This is a genomic window from Variovorax beijingensis, from assembly GCF_007828835.1.
GTDB classification, from domain to species: domain Bacteria; phylum Pseudomonadota; class Gammaproteobacteria; order Burkholderiales; family Burkholderiaceae_C; genus Variovorax; species Variovorax beijingensis_A.
This window is the reverse complement of the sequence record NZ_VIVL01000007.1, coordinates 230459-249677: the sequence shown is the minus strand read 5'-3', so window position 1 is coordinate 249677 and position 19219 is coordinate 230459. Positions and strand designations below refer to the sequence as shown.

Sequence of the window (19219 nt, the reverse complement as noted above, 5' to 3'; positions counted from 1 at the left end):
GGTTTCTCCCTGCGGGCGTCGGTGGCCGGGCATCCTTGAGTGAAGAAAAGACGAAACGGGGTGGGTCAGTCGGCCGGCGGCACCAGCACCGTGGGCGCGGTGGGCTCGGCGAGCGAGGGGTAGTCACGGCTGAAATGCAGGCCGCGGCTCTCGTGGCGGGCCTGCGCGCAGCGCACGATCAGCTCGGCCACTTGCACCAGGTTGCGCAGTTCGAGCAGGTCGCGCGTGACGTGGAAGTTCGCGTAGAACTCCTGGATCTCGGCCTGCAGCAGCGCGATGCGGTGGCTCGCACGCTCCAGGCGCTTGTTGGTTCGCACGATGCCGACGTAGTCCCACATGAAGCGGCGCAGTTCGTCCCAGTTGTGCGAGATGACCACGGCCTCGTCGGCATCGGTGACGCGGCTTTCGTCCCAGGCCGGCAGCTCGATGCGCTCGCGCGCCGGTGCCGCGGCAATGGCGCCGGCCGCGGCGCGTGCGAACACCATGCACTCGACCAGCGAATTGCTCGCGAGGCGGTTGGCGCCATGCAGGCCGGTGCAGGCGGTCTCGCCGATGGCGTAGAGGCCGGGCAGGTCGGTGCGCCCGGCCAGGTCGCTCCGTACGCCGCCGCAGGTGTAGTGCGCGGCCGGCACCACGGGAATGGGATCGCGCGTGATGTCGATGCCCAGCTCCAGGCAGCGCGCCAGGATGTTGGGGAAGTGTTCCTGGAGAAACTCCGGCGGCTGGTGAGAGATGTCGAGGTACACGCAGTCCAGGCCGTGCTTCTTCATCTCGAAGTCGATGGCGCGGGCCACCACGTCGCGCGGCGCGAGTTCGGCGCGTTCATCATGCTTTGGCATGAAGCGCGTGCCGTCGGGCAACTTGAGCAAGCCGCCTTCGCCGCGCACCGCCTCGCTGATCAGGAAGGACTTGGCGTGCGGGTGGTAGAGGCAGGTCGGGTGGAACTGGATGAACTCCATGTTCGACACCCGGCAGCCCGCGCGCCAGGCCGCGGCAATGCCGTCGCCGGTGGCGGTGTCGGGGTTGGTGGTGTAGAGGTACACCTTGCCCGCGCCGCCGGTCGCCAGGATGGTGTGCGGCGCGCGGAAGGCCAGCACTTCATCGGTTTGGCTGTCGAGCGCATAGAGGCCCACGCAGGCGGGGTCCTTCAGGCCCAGCTTGGTGCCGGTGACCAGGTCGACCAGCGTGTGGTGCTCGAAGAGCGAGATGTTGGGCGTGCGGCGCACCTGCTCGATCAGCGTGCGCTGCACGGCCGCGCCGGTGGCGTCGGTCACGTGCACGATGCGGCGCTGGCTGTGGCCGCCTTCGCGCGTCAGGTGCAGGCCGCCGCCTTCCTCCGAGAACGGCACGCCGAGTTCGCGCAGCCAGGCGATGGCCTGCGGCGCGCCCTCGACGACCAGGCGCGTGGCCTCGGGGTCGCACAGGCCGGCACCGGCAATCAGCGTGTCTTCGACATGGGCGTCGAAGCTGTCGCCCGCGGCCAGCACCGCGGCAATGCCGCCCTGCGCCCAGGCGCTGGAGCCGTCGTTGAGCGCGCGCTTGGTCAGCACGGCCACGCGGTGCGTGGGCGCCAGGTGCAGCGCGGCGGAGAGGCCTGCAAGGCCGCTGCCGACGATGAGGACGTCGAAGTCGTGCACGGCGGAATTCTCGGAGTGGGGGATGGGTTCAGGCCGGCGAGTAAGCGAGGCGAACGTAGATCGGCGCGAAGGCTTCCGCCTGCGTGATGTCGATCAGCGTTTCCTTCGCGAGCTCGAGCATCGCGATGAAGGTGACGATCAGCACCGGCGCGCCGCGCGACACGTCGAACAGCTTCTCGAACTCGACGAAGCGCTGCCCCTGCAGGTGGCGCAGCACGATGCTCATGTGCTCGCGCACGTTGAGCTCCTCGCGCGAGATCTTGTGGTGCTGCACGAGCTTGGCGCGCTTCATGATGTCGGCCCAGGCGTCGCGCAGCTCGATCACGTTCACATCGGGAAAGCGCGGCTTGAGCGACTGCTCGATGTAGACCTGCCCCTTCCAGAAGTCGCGCCCGTAGGTCGGCAGCGCGCTGATGGCGGCGGCCTGCAGCTTGGTCTGCTCGTACTCGAGCAGGCGGCGCACGAGTTCGGCGCGCGGGTCTTCGGCCTCTTCGCCGTCGGCCACCTTCTTGGGCGGCAGCAGCATGCGCGACTTGATCTCGATCAGCATCGCGGCCATCAGCAAATACTCGGCCGCGAGCTCGAGGTTGGTCTGGCGGATCTCGTCGACGTAGCTCAGGTACTGTCGCGTGAGCCCCGCCATCGGGATGTCGAGGATGTTGAAGTTCTGCTTCCTGATCAGGTAGAGCAGCAAATCGAGCGGGCCTTCGAAGGCCTCCAGGAAGACCTGCAGCGCCTCCGGCGGGATGTACAGGTCCTTCGGCATCGCGAACAACGGCTCGCCATAGAGCCTGGCGAGCGCGACCTGGTCGACCACTTCGGGCATGCTGGCCACGAGCGTGTCGCTGTCCTCGTTGTCCTTCATCGGGTGCTTGCTATCATTTCAATAGCTGCGCACGATGGATGCCGGCTGGGCACCATTACTTGGCTTGGGTCTGGTAGACGTAGGGCTGCTGCGGCACGCGGGCTTCGCTGTACTCCTCGAGCAGGCTGCGGTCGAGGTGCTTGTCCCAGAGCAGGGCGCGGCCGGCACGCTGTTCGGCTTCCAGCGTCGGCTTCTTGGCTTTCATCTCCTCGATGAAGTTGGTGATCTCGGAGGTGTAGTGGGGGCGGCGGAAGATGGACATAGACTGGACCTTTGTGGTGCGAATTTTACCGGGGATGGAATGAAGCAGCGAAAACAGTGGCGGATCGGCATGGCGGCGGCACTGCTGGCGGGTGTGATGGGGCTTGCGGGCTGCGACAACCAGCGCATCGCAGAACTGGAGGAAGGCGTCTCCACCGAAGCCGACGTGCGCGCCCGGTTCGGCCAGCCCGAGAACATCTGGGACGCGCCCAGCGGCCGCGTGTTCGAGTACAACCGCCAGCCGCAGGGCCAGAAGAACTACATGATCACCATCGGCGCCGACGGCAAGATGAGTGCGCTGCGCCAGGTGCTCACGCCCGAGAATTTCGCCAAGGTGCAGCCGGGCATGATGATGGAAGACCTGCGCAAGATGCTCGGCAAGCCCGCGAAGATCTCGCCCTATGCGCTCAAGCGCGAAACCGAGTGGGAGTGGCGCTGGGTCCAGCCGCCGAATTCGCCCATGGTGTTCACTGCCACGCTCAACGACGACCAGCGCGTGGTGCGCAGCGGCTCTTCGCCCGACCGGAGCACCGAGGCCAACTAGCCTTCCGCCGCGCGCGGCTGGCCGCTCGTCAGCTCGTCGGCAAACCCCGAGCGCACGATCACCTCGAGCGGCTGCGGCTGCAGCGACTCCACCCGCAGCAGCCCGCCGCGCGCCAGCACCGCGCGGTGCAGCTGGCGCAGCGCATCGACGCCCGTGGCGTCCAGGTAGATGAGGTGCGTGGCGTCGAGCACCACCGTCATGCCGCGCGGCGCGCTTTCGGCGGCGTTGACGGCCTCGTCCAGCTTGGCCGCCGCCCCGAAGAACAGCGCCCCATAGAGCCGGTAGGTGAGCACCGGCGGCTGCATCGTGACCAGTTCGACGCTGAAGAGCTCGCTCATGCGCCGGATGAAGAGCGCGCAGGCCAGCACAAGGCCCACCTGCACCGCCACCGTCAGGTCGAACACCACCGTGAGAAAGAAGGTGCCGAGCATCAGCAGCCGGTAGTGGCGGCTGAAGTGGCGCAGCTGCCCCGGCGTGAACTCGCGCCATTCGCCCATGTTCAGGCCCACGAAGACCAGGATGCCCGCCAGCACCGCGAGCGGCACGTGGCGCGCGAGCGGCGCGGCCAGCAGCACCACCACCATCAGCGTGAGTGCATGCACGATGCCCGCGATCGGCGAACTGGCGCCCGAGCGGATGTTGGTCACCGTGCGCGCGATGGTGCCGGTGGCCGGCATGCCGCCGAAGAAAGGCGCCACCACGTTGGCGATGCCCTGAGCCATCAGCTCCTGGTTCGGGTCGTGGCGCGGCTGGCCGCTGACCTGGTCCGACACGCGCGCGCACAGCAGCGACTCGATGGCGCCCAGGATCGCGATGGTCAGCGTCGGCGTGACCAGCTGCTTGACCGTCTCCCACGAAAAGTCGGGCAGCGCAAAGGCCGGCAGGCCTTCGGGAATGCCGCCGAAGCGCGTGCCGATGGTTTCCACCGGCAGGTTGAAGCCCCACGACACCAGCGTGAGCGTGACCAGCGCGACGATCGGCCCCGGCATGCGCGCACCCGCCTGAACCGCGCGCGTGCGCGCCATGCGCCCGGCCAGGCGCTGCACCGCATGGCCCACCTTCGATTCGTCGCTCAGCAGCAGCGGCCAGATCGCGAGGCCGGCCAGGCAGGCCAGTCCGAGCGCGAAGGCATAGGGATTGAAGGTGCCGATCTGCAGCGCCATGGCATGCAGCTGCGAGAACACGTCCGCCGGCATCTTGGCGACCGTGAGCCCGAGCAGGTCCTTGAGCTGCGACAGCAGGATGAGCACCGCGATGCCGTTGGTGAACCCGACCACGATCGACAGCGGCACGAAGCGCACCAGCCGCCCGAGCCCGAACAACCCCGCCGCGAACAGCAGCACGCCGGCGCAGGCGGTGGAAATCAGCAGGTTCGCCACGCCATAGCGTTCGACGATGCCGTAGACGATCACGATGAAGGCGCCGGCCGGCCCGCCGATCTGCACCGCCGAGCCGCCCAGCAGCGAGATCAGCAAGCCCGTGATGATTGCCGTCCAGATGCCGGCCTCGGGCTTGAGCCCGGAGGCGATGGCAAAGGCCATGGCCAGCGGCAGCGCCACGATGCCCACCGTGGCGCCTGCCCCCAGGTCCTTGAAGAAGCGCTCCCGGCTGTAGCTCGCCATGGCGTCCAGCAGGCGCGGGCGGAAGCGGGTGATGTTCAGCGGTGACTGCATGTGGCGCCCATTGTGACCCGCGCGCAGCGTGCGCGGGAAGGCTTGTGGACAGCGCGCCGGGGCGCTGACGGCTCAGTCGCTGTCTGGAATCACCGCGTCGGCGGCCGCGCCCACGGCCTTGCCGGTGATGCGCGCGGTGCCGATGGCGGCATCCGCCGCGAGGCCGACCGCGCCGGCGCCCACGCTCACGGCGGTGCCGGCCACGGTGACCACGGCGCAGCCGCCCAGCAGCAGGGCGCCCACGAGGCTGAGCGCGGCGAACACGAAAGGTCGGAAGCGGGAGCGAGGGCTTTGCATGCGCGGATTTTGCACCGTGCGCCTACGGCCGCGCTCAGCGGCCCTTGAAGACCGGCGTGCGCTTCTCGCGCCAGGCGCGGCCGCCCTCGGCCAGGTCTTCGGATGCGACAGTGCGCTGCACCTCGCGCTGGATCGAGGCGGCGTCGGCCGTGCCGCGCGCGATCTGGTTCAGGTGCTTCTTCATGCCCAAAAGCGCAAGTGGCGCCATCCCGGCGAGCGTGGTGCGCAGGCGCAGAACCTCCGCGTCGAGCGCCGCCGCGTCCTCGGCCAGGTGCGTGAGGAATCCGCATTCGCGCATCGCGCTGCCGTCGAGCTTCTCGGCGGTCAGGAAGAGCCGCTTGGCCGTGTCCAGCCCGAGGCGGGAGACATAGCGCTCCATGCCGCTCTGGTAGTAGTGCAGGCCGAGCCGGACGGCCGGCATGAACATCTCGGCGGCCCGCACGCCCACGCGGAAGTCGCAGGCCAGCACCAGGTCGGTGGCGCCGCCGAAGACGCCGCCGTGCACCGCCGCGATGGTGACGGGACGGCAGTTTTCCAGCGCATCGACCATCTCGCCGAAGCTGCGGCCCTCGGTCTGGCTGCTGGCGGCGACCTCTGAAATGTCGTAGCCGCTGCAAAAATACTTGCCCTCCGAGCGCACGACCAGCACCAGCACGTCCGGCGAGCCATTCACCGCCTCCAGGTGGCTGACGATGGCCGGCAGGTCCTCCGGCGTCAGCTTGTTGGCGGCCTGCGGACGGCGCAGGGTGAGGTAGGCGGCGTGGCCGTCGATCTGGAGCGTGGGAAGCATGGGTGTATTGAAATCAGTCCTGGCGGGTCGCCAAGCTTCTGCGTCAGCGCACGCGCATGCCCGGCGTCGCGCCCGGCCAGGGCTCGAGCACGTGGATGCCGGGGTGGGCCTTTTCGTCGCCATGGCTCGCGGCCAGCACCATGCCTTCGCTGATGCCGAACTTCATCTTGCGCGGCGCCAGGTTGGCGACCAGCACCGTGAGCTTGCCCACGAGCTGCTCCGGCTGGTAGGCCGAGGCGATGCCGCTGAACACGTTGCGGGTCTTGCCTTCGCCCGCATCGAGCGTCAGGCGCAGCAGCTTGGTCGAGCCCTCGACCTTCTCGCAGGCGACGATCTTTGCGATGCGCAGGTCGATCTTGGCGAAGTCGTCGATGGTGATGGCGGGCGCAATGGCCTCGCCGCCCGGCAGTGCTTCCTGCGCCACGGCGGCGGCCGGCGCCGGCTCGGGCGCGTCGAACAGCTTGTCGACCACCTTGGCGTCGGCGCGCTGCATCAGGTGCTTGTACTCGCCGATGGCATGGCCCGCGGGCAGCGATTGCGCCGCATCCGCCCAGGCCAGCGGCGAGATCTTCAGGAAGGCCTCGACATTCGCCGCCAGCGCCGGCAGCACCGGCTTCAGGTACAGCGTGAGTAGGCGGAAGGCCTCGATGCACACGGTGCACACGTCGTGCAGCCGCGCCTCCTGGCCTTCCTTCTTGGCCAGCTCCCAGGGCTTGTTCTGGTCGACGTACTCGTTCACCTTGTCGGCCAGCGCCATCACCTCGCGCAGTGCGCGGGCGTAGTCGCGGCCGTCGTAGAGCGAATGCAGCTGCGGCGCCGCATCGCGCAGCGCGAACAGCAGCGCGTCGCCGTCGGCCGACACCTCGCCCAGCTTGCCGCCGAAGCGCTTGCCGATGAAGCCCGCCGCGCGGCTCGCGATGTTGATGTACTTGCCCACGAGGTCGCTGTTGACGCGCGCGACGAAGTCCTCGGGGTTGAAGTCGATGTCCTCGTTGCGGCCGTTGAGCTTGGCCGCGATGTAGTAGCGCAGCCACTCCGGGTCGAGCCCGATCGACAGGTACCTGAGCGGGTCGATGCCGGTGCCGCGGCTCTTGCTCATCTTCTCGCCGCTGACCGTGAGGTGGCCGTGCACGTACACCGCGTCGGGCGCCTTGCGGCCGCTGAAGTGCAGCATCGCGGGCCAGAACAGGGTGTGGAAGGTGATGATGTCCTTGCCGATGAAGTGCACCTGCTCCAGGTCGGGGTCGGCCATGTACTCGGTGTACGAGATGCCGTCGCCGCCGAGCTCGATGCAGCGCTTGTCGAGCAGGTTCTTGAGCGACGCCAGGTAGCCCACGGGCGCATCGAGCCACACGTAGAAGTACTTGCCCGGCGCATCGGGAATCTCGATGCCGAAGTAGGGCGCGTCGCGGCTGATGTCCCAGTCGCCGAGGCCGCCCTTGCCTTCGTCGTCCTTGTAGAGCCACTCGCGGATCTTGTTCTGCACCTCGGACTGCACGTGGCCGGGCGCGGCGGTCCATTCCTTCAGGTAGGCCTCGCAGCGCGGGTCCGAGAGCTTGAAGAAGAAGTGGTCCGAGCTGCGCAGCTCGGGCTTGGCACCCGACAGCGCCGAGTAGGGATTGATCAGCTCGGTGGGCGCGTACACGGCGCCGCACACCTCGCAGTTGTCGCCGTACTGGTCCTTCGAATGGCAGTTGGGGCACTCGCCCTTGATGAAGCGGTCGGCCAGGAACATGCCCTTTTCGGGGTCGTAGAACTGCTCGACGCTCTTGGTTTCGATGAGGCCGTTGGCGCGCAGGTCGCGGTAGATGTCCTGCGCGAGCTGGTGGTTCTCGGGCGCGTCGGTCGAGTGCCAGTTGTCGAACGAGATGTAGTAGCCGTCGAGGTAGGGCTTGCGGCCCGCGGCGATCTCGGCCACGAAGGCCTGCGGCGTCACGCCGGCCTTGTCGGCCGCGATGGTGATGGCCGCGCCGTGCGCGTCGTCGGCGCAGACGAAGTTGACTTCGGCGCCATTCATTCGCTGGTTCCGCACCCAGATGTCGGCCTGGATGTATTCCATCATGTGGCCGATGTGGAACTTGCCGTTGGCATACGGCAGGGCGGTGGTGACGAAGAGCTTGCGCGGGGCGGACATCGGGGAGGGCGCTTTCGGGGAGTGGCGAACGAACTTGCGGGAACCGGGCATTTTAGGTGGCAGCACCGCGGCATGCCGAATGCCGTCGATCCGGGCGCCTGCATCAGCGGTTTTGCCGCGCCGGGCGGACCCAGTGACCCGCAAGGTGCCGGGGTGTCTCCGGCGCGACGTATGCTCCATGCCGCGCATTTCGCGAACGCCCTCTCTGCTGATAGGGCGAAGAGATATACAAGATGGATATACAGAAAGCGAGTTTCCGATGACCACCCCCATTCCCGCAACCCTGATTCCCGGCGATGGCATCGGCCCCGAAATCGTCGACGCCACCCTGGCCGCGCTCGACGCGCTGAAGGCGCCCTTCGAGTGGGACCGCCAGATTGCCGGCCTCGGCGGCGTCCAGGCCTCGGGCGATCCGCTGCCGCAGGCCACGCTGGACAGCATCCGCCGCACCCGCCTCGCCCTCAAGGGCCCGCTGGAGACGCCCTCGGGCGGCGGCTACCGCTCGTCGAACGTGCGGCTGCGCGAGGAATTCCAGCTCTATGCCAACCTGCGCCCCGCGCGCACCATCATTCCGGGCGGCCGCTTCGACAAGATCGACCTGATGGTCGTGCGCGAGAACCTCGAAGGCCTGTACATCGGCCACGAGCACTATGTGCGCATCGACGGCGACCCGCATGCCGTGGGCATGGCCACCGGCATCAACACGCGCCAGGGCTGCCTGCGCCTGCTCGAATACGCCTTCGAGACCGCCGTGGCCACCGGCCGCAAGAAGGTCACGCTGGTGCACAAGGCCAACATCATGAAGGTGCTGACCGGCCTGTTCCTGGAGACGGGCCTGCGGCTCTACGAAGAAAAGTACAAGGGCAAGTTCGAGCTCGACACCATCATCGTCGACGCCTGCGCGATGAAGCTGGTGCTCAATCCGTGGCAGTTCGACATGCTGGTGACGACCAACCTGTTCGGCGACATCCTGTCCGACCTGGTGGCGGGCCTGGTGGGCGGCTTGGGCATGGCGCCCGGCGCCAACATCGGCGCCGATGCGGCGATCTTCGAGGCCGTGCACGGCTCGGCGCCCGACATCGCCGGCAAGAGCATCGCCAATCCCACGGCACTGCTGTTGGCCGCCGCGCTGATGCTCGAGCACGTCAGGCTGCCCGAGCTGGCCGCGCGCCTGCGCAAGGCCATCGACGACACGCTCAACATCGACAAGGTGCGCACTGGCGACCTCGGCGGCAGCGCTGGCACGGCGGCATTCACCAAGGCACTGGTCAGCCGCATTCAAAACGGCTGAAGCAGGTGCGCCGCGGCTGCGGGGTTCGATGAGAAAGCTGCTGCTACTGCTGGCCCTGTGCGTGGCTGGTGCGGCCGGCCTGGCCTCCGCGGCAGCCGCCGAACCGCGCTATACCGTCGTGAAGATCGATCTGCGCCGGGAACGGCTCGAGCTGTTCCTGCGCGACGACACGGGCGCCCCGTTCAAGCGCCTCGACCGCCTCGAAGCCTGGCTCGCCGCGCGCAACCGGCAACTCGTGTTCGCGATGAACGCCGGCATGTACCACGCCGATTTTTCCCCCGTCGGCCTGCTGGTGCAGGAGGGGCAGGAAGTGGCGCCGCTCAACCTGGCGGCCGGCACGGGCAACTTCTTCCTCAAGCCGAACGGCGTGTTCCTGGTGTCGGGCGAGGGGCGGCCGCGCGTGGTCGAGTCGTCGGAGTACCCGGCGCTGTCCAGGGGCGTCCGGCTGGCGACCCAGTCGGGCCCGCTGCTGCTGCGCCGCGGCGTGGTGCATCCCGCCTTCATCCCGAATTCGGATTCGCGCAAGATCCGCAACGGCGTGGGCGTGTCGGGCCACACGGCGATCTTCGTGATCAGCGAGCAGCCGGTGAATTTCTACGAGTTCGCGCGCTATTTCCGCGACGTGCTGCATGTGCGCGACGCGCTCTACCTCGACGGCACCGTCTCCGCGCTGCATTCGCCCGCGCTCGGGCGCAGCGACTTCACCAGGGAGCTGGGACCGATACTCGGCGTGGCGGTGCCGTGAACAAGCGGCCTTTGCCGCCATCGTTTTCATTCAGGATTCCTTCCGCAATGACCCAGGCCCTTCCCATTCTTTCGCTCGTCGAAACCCGCGTGCTCGGCGTGCTGGCCGAGAAGCAGCGCACCGTGCCCGACAGCTATCCGCTGACGCTCAATTCGCTGGTGTCCGGCTGCAACCAGAAGACCAGCCGCAACCCGGTGCTCGAACTGAGCGAGGCCCAGGTGCAGGCCGCCATCGACAGCCTCAAGGGCTACAGCCTGGTGGCCGAAACCAGCGGCGGCCGGGCGTTCCGCTACGAGCACAACATCGACCGCGTGCTGCGCATTCCGTCGCAGTCGGTGATCCTGCTCACCGTGCTGATGCTGCGCGGGCCGCAAACGGCGGGCGAACTGCGCATTGCCTGCGACCGCATGCACAACTTCGCCGACATCTCGTCGGTCGAGGGCTTTCTCGACGAACTGGCGGAGCGCCCGGCCGGCGCGCTGGTGGTCAAGCTCGCGCGCCTGCCGGGTGCGCGCGAAAGCCGCTGGGCGCATCTTTTGAGCGGCGCGCCGGCGGAAGAACTGGCCGGGCCGGGCGCATCGGCCGACGGGGCGCATGCATCGCACGATGCGTCGCTCGGCGAGGTGGCCGCCCTCAAGGCCAACGTGGCGCGGCTCGAGGCCGAACTCGCATCGCTGAAGGCGCTGGTGGGACGGGTGTGCTCGGAGCTCGGGATTTCCGAAGCGGGTTAGCGCCTCGAGGTGTGTTCCCGCCGAGAGCTGCAGTGCACGCTGATCGGCTTCAGACCGCCGCATCCCACCCGAAGAAGCGCAGCACCTCGCCCTGCTGGCGCATCGCGTCGGCCCGCCCGAGCGCCATCAGCTCGCGCGTGTAGCCGGCCTCGAACAGCAGGTAGCTCGCGAGCGCGCCGCCCTTCACATCGGCCGCAACCCTGGAGCCGCCCAGCAGATGGCGCACCGCGCCGGGCAGCGCATCGACATGGCGCGCCGCAATCACGTCCAGGCGCTCCGACGGCGCGATCACCAGCAGGTCGAGCGGGCGCAGCGTGCTCGATGCGCGCGCTTCCTCGGGAATCAGGCCGAGCGTGTGGTTGATGCGCCGCAGCCGCTCGATGTCCACCGCCAGCGCGTCGAGAAAGATGCTCGACAGCGCATGGCCCGCAATCTGCGCCATGGTGGGATAGCCGCTGTAGGTGTTGGGCGCGTCGGCGTCGCGCGGCTCGTGCATGCGGCCCGCGCCGATCACCAGGATGCGCCGGGCGCCGAGGTGGATGGCCGCCGCGATGGGGGCCGACTGGCGCATCGAGCCGTCGCCGAAATATTCGGTATGCCCCTGCATCGGCAGCGCGGTGGCCGGAAACACGAAGGGAATGGCCGAGGAGGCCAGCAGGTGCGCGTGGCTGATGCGGTCGCGCACCGACAGCCGCTGCGAGCGCACCCAGGGCTCCATCGGCACCGCGGCCTCGAAGAAGGTGACGTGCTCGCCCGAGCTGTAGCTCGATGCGGTCACGGCCAGCGCCTGCAGGTGGCCCTGCCGCATGAGCTGCGGCAGGCGCTCGAGCGGCACCATGCGCGCCAGCAGCTCGGCCAGCGGCGCGTTGTCCAGCAGCGAGCGCGGCTTGATGCGCATCCAGTTGGCGGCAAAGCGCCCGAGCCCGAGCAGCATGCGCCAGCGCGTGCCGCTGCCGAGCACCGAGAGCGAGTCGGCGCGGTAGACCTGCCCGGCGTGGAAGTCGCGCCAGACCTGCGCGATGCGCTCGACGGCCCCTTCGAAGTCGTCGGCGCCGCAGGCCAGCGCGGCCGCATTGATCGCGCCGGCCGAGGTGCCCGTGATCACTTCGAAGGGATTGCGCTGGCCGGCAAAGCCCGCCACGCGCCGGATCCCGGCAATGGCCTCGAGCACGCCGACCTGGTAGGCGGCCCGGGCGCCGCCGCCGGTGAGCAGGAGACCGGTGGCGGGGGGTGTCTCTGGCATTGGATTGGTGTCGTTGTCCCCGGTGGGGGAAAGGCGAAGCGTGCGCACCCGGGGGCGAGCCATGAGACCCACTAGACTACCCGCCATTCAGGAGTTAGATCAATGGCACTCACCCCAGAAGGGATCATGGACGCGCTCAAGGCCGTCGCAGACCCCAACACCGGCAAGAATTTCGTGGCGACCCGGTCGCTCAAGAACCTGCAGATATCGGAGGGCGACGTGTCGTTCGACCTCGAGCTCGGCTACCCGGCCAAGAGCCAGCACGCGGCCATGCGCAAGGCGCTGGTGGCAGCGGCAAAGACGGTGCCGGGCGTGAGCAACGTCTCGGTCAACATCACGACCAAGGTCATCAGCCATGCGGTGCAGCGCGGCGTGCAGCTGATGCCCAACGTGAAGAACATCATCGCGGTGGCGTCCGGCAAGGGCGGCGTGGGCAAGAGCACCACGGCGGCCAACCTGGCGCTGGCGCTGGCCGCCGAAGGCGCGGCCGTCGGGCTGCTGGACGCCGACATCTACGGCCCGAGCCAGCCGATGATGCTGGGCATCGAGGGCCGGCCCGAGAGCGAGGACGGCAAGACCATGGAGCCGCTCGAGAACCACGGCGTGCAGGTCATGTCGATCGGCTTCCTGGTCGACCAGGACGAGGCCATGATCTGGCGCGGCCCCATGGCCACCCAGGCGCTGGAGCAGCTGCTGCGCCAGACCAACTGGAAAGACCTCGACTACCTGATCGTCGACATGCCGCCCGGCACCGGCGACATCCAGCTGACCCTTTCGCAGCGGGTGCCGATGACCGGCGCCGTGATCGTCACCACGCCGCAGGACATCGCATTGCTCGATGCCAAGAAGGGCATCAAGATGTTCGAGAAGGTCGGCGTGCCGATCCTGGGCATCGTGGAGAACATGGCGGTGCACATCTGCTCCAACTGCGGCCACGTCGAGCACATCTTCGGCTCCGAGGGTGGCAAGAAGATGGCTGAGCAGTACCAGATGGAATACCTGGGCGCGCTGCCGCTGGACATCAACATCCGGCTGCAGGCCGACAGCGGCAAGCCGACCGTGGTGGCCGACCCCGACGGCGAAGTGGCCGGCATCTACAAGGCCGTCGCACGGCAGGTGGCGGTGGGCATCGCCGAGAAGGCCAAGGACTTCTCGGCGAAGTTCCCGACCATCTCCATCAGCAAGAACACCTGATCGGCGGCGCGCCCGTGAATCTTCTCGCGTCGATGCGCTATCTGGTTGCGCTCAGCGAGCACAAGCATTTCGGACGCGCGGCGCAGGCCTGCCACATCACGCAGCCGGCGCTTTCGAACGCGCTGCGCTCGCTCGAAAGCGAATTCGGCGTGGTCATCGTCAAGCGTGCGCGCGTCTACGTGGGGCTCACGCACGAAGGCGAGCGGGTGCTGGCCACGGCCCAGCGCATGCTGCGCGACAACGAGGTGCTGCAGCAGGAGCTGCGCAGCGAAGAGGGCCATCCGCGCGGACGGCTGCGCATGGCGGCGGTGCCCACCGCCATTCCGATGCTGTCGCGCTTTGCCGCGATGCTGCACGAGCTGCACCCGGGCATCGTGCCGGCGGTGCTCTCGATGAGCTCGCAAGACCTGGAAACGGGGCTCGAAAGCCTCTCGGTCGACCTCGCGCTCGGCTATACCGAGCGCATGCATTTGCCTGGCATCAAGCTCACGGCCTGGCCGCAGAGCGTGGAGCACTACTTCCTGCTGCGGCGCGCGGCCAGGCCCTCGGCCGACCGGCTGCGCATCGGCCAGCCGATGTCATGGGCCGAGGCCGGCCAGCGGCCGCTGTGCCTGCTCACGCCCGACATGCACAACCGCTCCATCATCGACCAGGCGCTGCGCGACGCCGGCATTGCGCTGGAGCCGGCGATCGAGACCAACTCGGTACTTACCCTTGCATTGGCCGTGCTCGCGGGCACCGTGAGCAGCGTGCTGCCGGGGTCGATGGTGGCGGCCGTGCGCAGCTACCGCGAGCTGGAGGCCTTGCCGCTGGTCGCTCCCGAGGTCAAGACCCCGCTGGGCTTCATGACCCAGACCGGCGTGCGCCCCTCGCGCGCGCTCGATGCCGCCCTGGTGTTCCTGCAGACGCCGGCATGGCGCGAGCAGGTGCGGCTGCACAGCGGCGCCCTCGGCGAATAGCCTCGGTGCGGCGGCCGCCCCGGACGGCCATTTAGTTATTGAATCGATCGATGTGCCGATCGAATTTGACGCGCCCAGGGCCGCCCCACACACTCGGTCAGCCTCAAGCATTGTTGGGGCATTTCCGAGACATCGAAAAAAGGCCCAGGCAGTGAACAACCACCCAGCCACGACCCGCGAGACAACAACAAAGGCGGCCAGCACGCACACCATCGTGCCGCTCGCCACCGCCGACGAGATGCGCGAGCGCATCCGCCGCAAGAGCAAGCTCAAGGGCCGCCAGCCCGAGGAAGCGGCGCTCGTCGAAGTGCGCACGCTGATCGGCGCGCGTCCGGCCGAGGGCCACCGGCGCGACCTGCTCATCGAGCACCTGCACAAGCTCAACGACGCCTTCCGCTGCCTGCACGACCGCCACCTGGTGGCGCTGGCACGGGAAATGAACATTCCCATGGCCGAGGTCTACGAGGTGGCGACCTTCTATCACCACTTCGAAGTGGTGCGCGGCGACGAAGCGGCGCCGGGCCTCACGGTCCGCGTGTGCGACGGCCTGGCCTGCGAACTGGCCGGTGCGAAGGACCTGATGGCGCGGCTGCCCGAACTGCTCGGCGTCGAGGGCGGCGACGTGCGCGTGATTGCGGCGCCCTGCATCGGCCGCTGCGAGCAGGCGCCCGCAGTGGCCGTCGACCGGCAGGCCGTGCCGCTTGCGACCACGGCCAAGGTGCTGCAGGCCCTGAAGTCCGATCCCGACGAAGCCACGGTCGCGTATTTCGACGCAGCCGCGTTCGCCGAGAAAAGCATCTCGCCGCTGCCCGGCGCCATCGAACGCATGCCGGCCTTCACCGACTACGCCACCTACCGCGCGCACGGCGGCTACGCGCTCGCATCCGCGCTCGTCAACGGCGAGGAAGACGCCGAAGCCATCATCAAGACCATGGAAGACTCGGGCCTGCGCGGCCTGGGCGGCGCGGGCTTTCCGGCCGGGCGCAAGTGGCGCATCGTGCGCGACCAGCCCGCGCCCCGGCTCATGGCGGTGAACATCGACGAAGGCGAGCCCGGCACCTTCAAGGACCGCACGTATCTCGAGCGCGACCCGCACCGTTTTCTCGAAGGCCTGGTGGTGGCGGCACAGATCGTCGGCATCGAGCAGTGCTACATCTACCTGCGCGACGAATACCACGACTGCCGCGCGCTGCTCGAAACCGAGCTGGCCCGGCTGCAGGCCGATCCGCCCTGCGCGCTGCCGCGCATCGAGCTGCGGCGCGGCGCGGGCGCCTACATCTGCGGCGAAGAGTCGGCCATGATCGAAAGCATCGAGGGCAAGCGCGGCGAACCGCGCATGCGCCCGCCCTACATCGCGCAGGTGGGCCTGTTCGGCCGCCCGACGCTGGAGCACAACTTCGAAACCCTCTACTGGGTGCGCGACATCGTCGAAAAAGGTGCGGCCTGGTTCAGCGGCTTCGGCCGCCACGGCCGCAAGGGCCTGCGCAGCTTCAGCGTGAGCGGCCGCGTGAAGCACCCGGGCGTCAAGCTCGCACCCGCGGGCATCACGGTGCAGGAGCTCATCGACGAATACTGCGGCGGCATGCTCGATGGCCACTCGCTGTACGCCTACCTGCCGGGCGGTGCCTCGGGAGGCATCCTGCCGGCGCGCATGAACGACATTCCGCTCGACTTCGACACGCTGCAGCCCTACGGCTGCTTCATCGGCTCGGCTGCCGTGATGGTGCTGAGCCAGCACGACCGCGCCCGAGACGCCGCGCTCAACGTGATGCGCTTCTTCGAGCACGAGAGCTGCGGCCAGTGCACGCCCTGCCGCGTCGGCACCGCCAAGGCCGCGGCACTGATGCATGCGCCGGTATGGGACAACGCCACGCTCGAAGACCTGGCGCAGGTGATGGGCGATGCCTCCATCTGCGGGCTCGGCCAGGCGGCCCCCAACCCGATCCGCTGCATCCAGCAATATTTCCCGGAGGAGGTGGCATGAACGCCCCGTCCAAGCTCGCGGAGCTGATGCCGCAAACCATCGAATTCACGCTCGACGGCCAAGCCATCCAGGCCTTCGACGGCGAGACCATCTACAAGGCGGCCGAGCGCCACGGCGTCGAGATTCCCCACCTGTGCTTCAAGGACGGCTACCGCGCTGACGGCAACTGCCGCGCCTGCGTGGTCGAGGTGAAGGGCGAGCGTACGCTCGCACCCAGCTGCTGCCGCAACGTGACGGCCGGCATGGAAGTGAAGGCCACCAGCGAGCGCGCGCTCAAGAGCCAGAAGATGGTGGTCGAGATGCTGCTGTCCGACATGCCCGACGCCGGCTACAAGTGGATCGGCGACGACGCCACCCAGCAGCACGGCGAGCTCAGCGCCTGGGCGAAGAAGCTCGACATCGCGGTGCGGCCCGAACTCAAGGCGCTGCGCCGCGAGCAGCCCAAGGCCGACATCTCGCATCCCGCGATGGCCGTCAACCTCGATGCCTGCATCCAGTGCAACCGCTGCGTGCGCGCCTGCCGTGAGGAGCAGGTCAACGACGTCATCGGCTATGCGCTGCGCGGCGGCGACAGCAAGATCGTGTTCGACCTGGACGACCCGATGGGCGACAGCACCTGCGTGGCCTGCGGCGAATGCGTGCAGGCCTGCCCGACCGGCGCGCTGATGCCCAAGAGCCACATTGGCTCGCAGCAGGTCGACCGCAAGGTCGATTCGGTGTGCCCGTTCTGCGGCGTGGGCTGCCTCGTGACCTACAACGTGAAGGACGAAAAGATCGTCAGCGTCGACGGCCGCGACGGCCCGGCCAACCATAACCGCCTGTGCGTGAAGGGCCGCTTCGGCTTCGACTACGCGCACCATCCGCAGCGCCTGACCAAGCCGCTGATCCGCAAGGCCGGCGTGCCGAAGGACTTCGGCGACACGCCGCGGCCGGACGACTGGAGCGAATATTTCCGCGAGGCCACCTGGGAAGAGGCGCTCGCGCTCACCACCGGCAAGCTCTCTCAGCTGCGCGACGGCTACGGACCCAAGTCGCTCGCGGGCTTCGGCTCGGCCAAGGGCAGCAACGAGGAGGCCTACCTGTTCCAGAAGCTCGTGCGCACGGGCTTCGGCAGCAACAACATCGACCACTGCACGCGGCTGTGCCACGCCTCCAGCGTGGCGGCGCTGCTCGAAGGCGTGGGCTCGGGCGCGGTGAGCAACCAGGTCAACGACGTGGAGCATGCGGGGCTGATCTTCGTCATCGGCTCCAACCCCACGGCCAACCATCCGGTGGCGGCCACCTGGATGAAGAACGCCGCCCAGCGCGGCGCCAAGATCGTGCTGGCCGACCCGCGCCGCACCGACATCAGCCGCCATGCCTGGCGCACGCTGCAGTTCAAGGCCGACACCGACGTGGCCATGCTCAATGCGCTGATCCATGCCGTGATCGACGAAGGCCTGGTCGACCAGGAGTTCGTGCGCACGCGCGCCAGCAACTACGAGGCGCTGCGCGAGAACGTCAAGGGCTACAGCCCCGAGGCGATGGCGCCCATCTGCGGCGTGCCGGCGGAAACGCTGCGCGAAGTGGCGCGGGCCTTTGCCACCGCCAAGGGCTCGATGATCCTCTGGGGCATGGGCGTGAGCCAGCACGTGCACGGCACCGACAACGCGCGCTGCCTCATCGCGCTGGCCACCGTCACCGGCCAGATCGGCAAGCCGGGCTCGGGCCTGCATCCGCTGCGCGGCCAGAACAACGTGCAGGGCGCGAGCGACGCGGGCCTGATCCCGATGATGTTCCCCAACTACCAGCGCGTCGACAACCCGGCGGTGCATGCGTGGTTCGAGAACTTCTGGGGCACGCCGCTGGACGCGACGCCGGGCTACACCGTGGTCGAGATCATGCACAAGGCGCTCGCGCCCGACACCGATCCGCACAAGGTGCGCGGCATGTACATCATGGGCGAGAACCCGGCCATGAGCGACCCGGACCTGAACCATGCGCGCCATGCGCTCGCGAGCCTCGAGCACCTGGTGGTGCAGGACATCTTCATGACCGAGACCGCCTGGCTCGCCGACGTGGTGCTGCCCGCGAGCGCCTGGCCCGAGAAGACCGGCACGGTAAGCAACACCGACCGCATGGTGCAGCTCGGAAAGCGCGCGCTCAACCCGCCGGGCGACGCGCGGCCCGATCTCTGGATCATCCAGCAGATCGCCCGGGGCATGGGCCTGCAGTGGAACTACGAGGGCGAGGAATCGGGCGTGGCCGCGGTCTACGAGGAGATGCGCCAGGCCATGCATGCGGTCATCAGCGGCATCAGCTGGGAGCGGCTGCAGCGCGACTCGAGCGTGACCTACCCCTGCCTGAGCGAGGACGACCCGGGCCAGCCCACGGTGTTCATCGACGACTTCCCCACGGCCGACGGCCGCGTGAAACTGGTGCCCGCCGACATCATTCCGGCCGACGAGCGGCCCGATGCCGAATACCCCTTCGTGCTCATCACGGGACGCCAGCTCGAGCACTGGCACACGGGCAGCATGACGCGGCGCGCCACGGTGCTCGATGCGCTCGAGCCTATGGCCACGGCTTCGATGAACCAGGCCGACCTGCTGAAGCTCGGGCTCGAGGCCGGCGACGTGATCACCATCCAGTCGCGCCGCGGCGAGGTGGCCATCCACGTGCGGCGCGACGACGGCACGCCCAGCGGCGCGGTGTTCGTTCCCTTTGCCTACTACGAGGCGGCGGCCAACCTGATGACCAATGCCGCGCTCGATCCCATGGGCAAGATCCCGGAGTTCAAGTATTGCGCGGTGCGCATCGCGCGCGGCGGCCAGCCGATGGCGGCGGCCGGCTACGGCACCGGCTCGGGCGTGCTCGCGGCGGTGGACTGAG

16 protein-coding genes are annotated in these 19219 nt (G+C 68.4%); 8 read left to right on the top strand and 8 right to left on the bottom strand.

The window, feature by feature from the left end; genetic code table 11:
- Window positions 1-65 precede the first annotated feature (65 nt).
- Genes nadB through FB547_RS21120 form a run of 3 tightly spaced genes read right to left on the bottom strand, consistent with a single transcriptional unit; the run spans window position 66 to window position 2764 of the window.
- Complete coding sequence (gene nadB / locus FB547_RS21130; RefSeq protein ID WP_145745650.1) at window positions 66-1637, bottom strand: L-aspartate oxidase; 1572 nt, start codon at window positions 1635-1637, stop codon at window positions 66-68.
- A gap of 28 nt (window positions 1638-1665) precedes the next feature.
- Window positions 1666-2502, bottom strand: coding sequence for a segregation and condensation protein A (locus FB547_RS21125; protein ID WP_015866865.1), 837 nt, complete (start codon window positions 2500-2502; stop codon window positions 1666-1668).
- 55 nt (window positions 2503-2557) lie between these two features.
- On the bottom strand, window positions 2558-2764 hold the full coding sequence (locus FB547_RS21120) for a DUF3460 family protein (protein WP_015866864.1): 207 nt from the start codon (window positions 2762-2764) through the stop codon (window positions 2558-2560).
- 69 nt (window positions 2765-2833) lie between these two features.
- Between FB547_RS21120 and FB547_RS21115 the strand changes: the two genes are divergently transcribed.
- On the top strand, window positions 2834-3307 hold the full coding sequence (locus FB547_RS21115) for an outer membrane protein assembly factor BamE (RefSeq protein WP_145745728.1): 474 nt from the start codon (window positions 2834-2836) through the stop codon (window positions 3305-3307).
- On the opposite strand, the gene FB547_RS21110 is transcribed toward FB547_RS21115, so the two are convergent.
- The 4 genes from FB547_RS21110 to metG all read right to left on the bottom strand — a co-directional run bounded on the left by FB547_RS21110 (window position 3304) and on the right by metG (window position 8201).
- The gene (locus FB547_RS21110; RefSeq protein ID WP_145745649.1) at window positions 3304-4980 is read right to left on the bottom strand and encodes a SulP family inorganic anion transporter; all 1677 of its coding nucleotides are present in this window, start codon (window positions 4978-4980) and stop codon (window positions 3304-3306) included. The two genes, FB547_RS21115 and FB547_RS21110, sit on opposite strands and share 4 nt — an antisense overlap.
- Window positions 4981-5052: 72 nt before the next feature.
- Window positions 5053-5277 (bottom strand): hypothetical protein, encoded by a 225-nt coding sequence (locus tag FB547_RS21105; protein WP_145745648.1) that lies wholly within the window; start codon window positions 5275-5277, stop codon window positions 5053-5055.
- Window positions 5278-5311: 34 nt separating this feature from the next.
- A complete protein-coding gene (locus tag FB547_RS21100) occupies window positions 5312-6067 on the bottom strand; it encodes an enoyl-CoA hydratase/isomerase family protein (protein ID WP_145745647.1) in 756 nt (251 codons plus the stop codon).
- A gap of 43 nt (window positions 6068-6110) precedes the next feature.
- Complete coding sequence (gene metG, locus FB547_RS21095; RefSeq protein ID WP_145745645.1) at window positions 6111-8201, bottom strand: methionine--tRNA ligase; 2091 nt, start codon at window positions 8199-8201, stop codon at window positions 6111-6113.
- A gap of 259 nt (window positions 8202-8460) precedes the next feature.
- On the opposite strand from metG, the gene FB547_RS21090 reads away from it, so the two are divergent.
- The 3 genes from FB547_RS21090 to FB547_RS21080 are packed head-to-tail and all read left to right on the top strand — an operon-like array spanning window position 8461 to window position 10968.
- Window positions 8461-9492: an isocitrate/isopropylmalate dehydrogenase family protein gene (locus tag FB547_RS21090; RefSeq protein ID WP_145745643.1), complete on the top strand. Its 1032-nt coding sequence runs from the start codon at window positions 8461-8463 to the stop codon at window positions 9490-9492.
- A 28-nt stretch (window positions 9493-9520) separates the two neighbouring features.
- Complete coding sequence (locus FB547_RS21085) at window positions 9521-10237, top strand: phosphodiester glycosidase family protein (protein ID WP_145745641.1); 717 nt, start codon at window positions 9521-9523, stop codon at window positions 10235-10237.
- Between the two features lie 47 nt (window positions 10238-10284).
- On the top strand, window positions 10285-10968 hold the full coding sequence (locus tag FB547_RS21080) for a YceH family protein (protein ID WP_145745639.1): 684 nt from the start codon (window positions 10285-10287) through the stop codon (window positions 10966-10968).
- A 49-nt stretch (window positions 10969-11017) separates the two neighbouring features.
- Here FB547_RS21080 and FB547_RS21075 read toward each other — a convergent pair whose 3' ends face one another.
- On the bottom strand, window positions 11018-12211 hold the full coding sequence (locus tag FB547_RS21075) for a patatin-like phospholipase family protein (protein WP_145745637.1): 1194 nt from the start codon (window positions 12209-12211) through the stop codon (window positions 11018-11020).
- A 102-nt stretch (window positions 12212-12313) separates the two neighbouring features.
- Here FB547_RS21075 and apbC point away from each other — a divergent pair, with 102 nt between their 5' ends.
- The 4 genes from apbC (at window position 12314) to fdhF (ending at window position 19218) form a co-directional block, all read left to right on the top strand.
- Window positions 12314-13405 carry an iron-sulfur cluster carrier protein ApbC gene (apbC, locus tag FB547_RS21070; protein ID WP_145745635.1) on the top strand — a complete coding sequence of 364 codons (1092 nt, stop codon included), beginning with the start codon at window positions 12314-12316 and terminating at the stop codon, window positions 13403-13405.
- Between the two features lie 14 nt (window positions 13406-13419).
- Window positions 13420-14364 (top strand): LysR substrate-binding domain-containing protein, encoded by a 945-nt coding sequence (locus FB547_RS21065; RefSeq protein ID WP_145745633.1) that lies wholly within the window; start codon window positions 13420-13422, stop codon window positions 14362-14364.
- A 238-nt stretch (window positions 14365-14602) separates the two neighbouring features.
- Window positions 14603-16348, top strand: coding sequence for an NAD(P)H-dependent oxidoreductase subunit E (locus FB547_RS21060; protein ID WP_186454217.1), 1746 nt, complete (start codon window positions 14603-14605; stop codon window positions 16346-16348).
- Window positions 16345-19218, top strand: coding sequence for a formate dehydrogenase subunit alpha (fdhF, locus tag FB547_RS21055; RefSeq protein WP_145745629.1), 2874 nt, complete (start codon window positions 16345-16347; stop codon window positions 19216-19218). The genes FB547_RS21060 and fdhF overlap by 4 nt, the downstream gene beginning before the upstream one ends.
- Window position 19219 lies beyond the last annotated feature (1 nt).

Coding starts and splice junctions, on each gene's coding strand:
- FB547_RS21125 (WP_015866865.1), bottom strand. CDS start 2,502: ATGAAGGACAACGAGGACAGCGACACGCTCGTGGCCAGCATGCCCGAA.
- FB547_RS21120 (WP_015866864.1), bottom strand. CDS start 2,764: ATGTCCATCTTCCGCCGCCCCCACTACACCTCCGAGATCACCAACTTC.
- FB547_RS21115 (WP_145745728.1), top strand. CDS start 2,834: ATGGCGGCGGCACTGCTGGCGGGTGTGATGGGGCTTGCGGGCTGCGAC.
- FB547_RS21110 (WP_145745649.1), bottom strand. CDS start 4,980: ATGCAGTCACCGCTGAACATCACCCGCTTCCGCCCGCGCCTGCTGGAC.
- FB547_RS21105 (WP_145745648.1), bottom strand. CDS start 5,277: ATGCAAAGCCCTCGCTCCCGCTTCCGACCTTTCGTGTTCGCCGCGCTC.
- FB547_RS21100 (WP_145745647.1), bottom strand. CDS start 6,067: ATGCTTCCCACGCTCCAGATCGACGGCCACGCCGCCTACCTCACCCTG.
- metG (WP_145745645.1), bottom strand. CDS start 8,201: ATGTCCGCCCCGCGCAAGCTCTTCGTCACCACCGCCCTGCCGTATGCC.
- FB547_RS21090 (WP_145745643.1), top strand. CDS start 8,461: ATGACCACCCCCATTCCCGCAACCCTGATTCCCGGCGATGGCATCGGC.
- FB547_RS21085 (WP_145745641.1), top strand. CDS start 9,521: ATGAGAAAGCTGCTGCTACTGCTGGCCCTGTGCGTGGCTGGTGCGGCC.
- FB547_RS21080 (WP_145745639.1), top strand. CDS start 10,285: ATGACCCAGGCCCTTCCCATTCTTTCGCTCGTCGAAACCCGCGTGCTC.
- FB547_RS21075 (WP_145745637.1), bottom strand. CDS start 12,211: ATGCCAGAGACACCCCCCGCCACCGGTCTCCTGCTCACCGGCGGCGGC.
- apbC (WP_145745635.1), top strand. CDS start 12,314: ATGGCACTCACCCCAGAAGGGATCATGGACGCGCTCAAGGCCGTCGCA.
- FB547_RS21060 (WP_186454217.1), top strand. CDS start 14,603: ATGCGCGAGCGCATCCGCCGCAAGAGCAAGCTCAAGGGCCGCCAGCCC.
- fdhF (WP_145745629.1), top strand. CDS start 16,345: ATGAACGCCCCGTCCAAGCTCGCGGAGCTGATGCCGCAAACCATCGAA.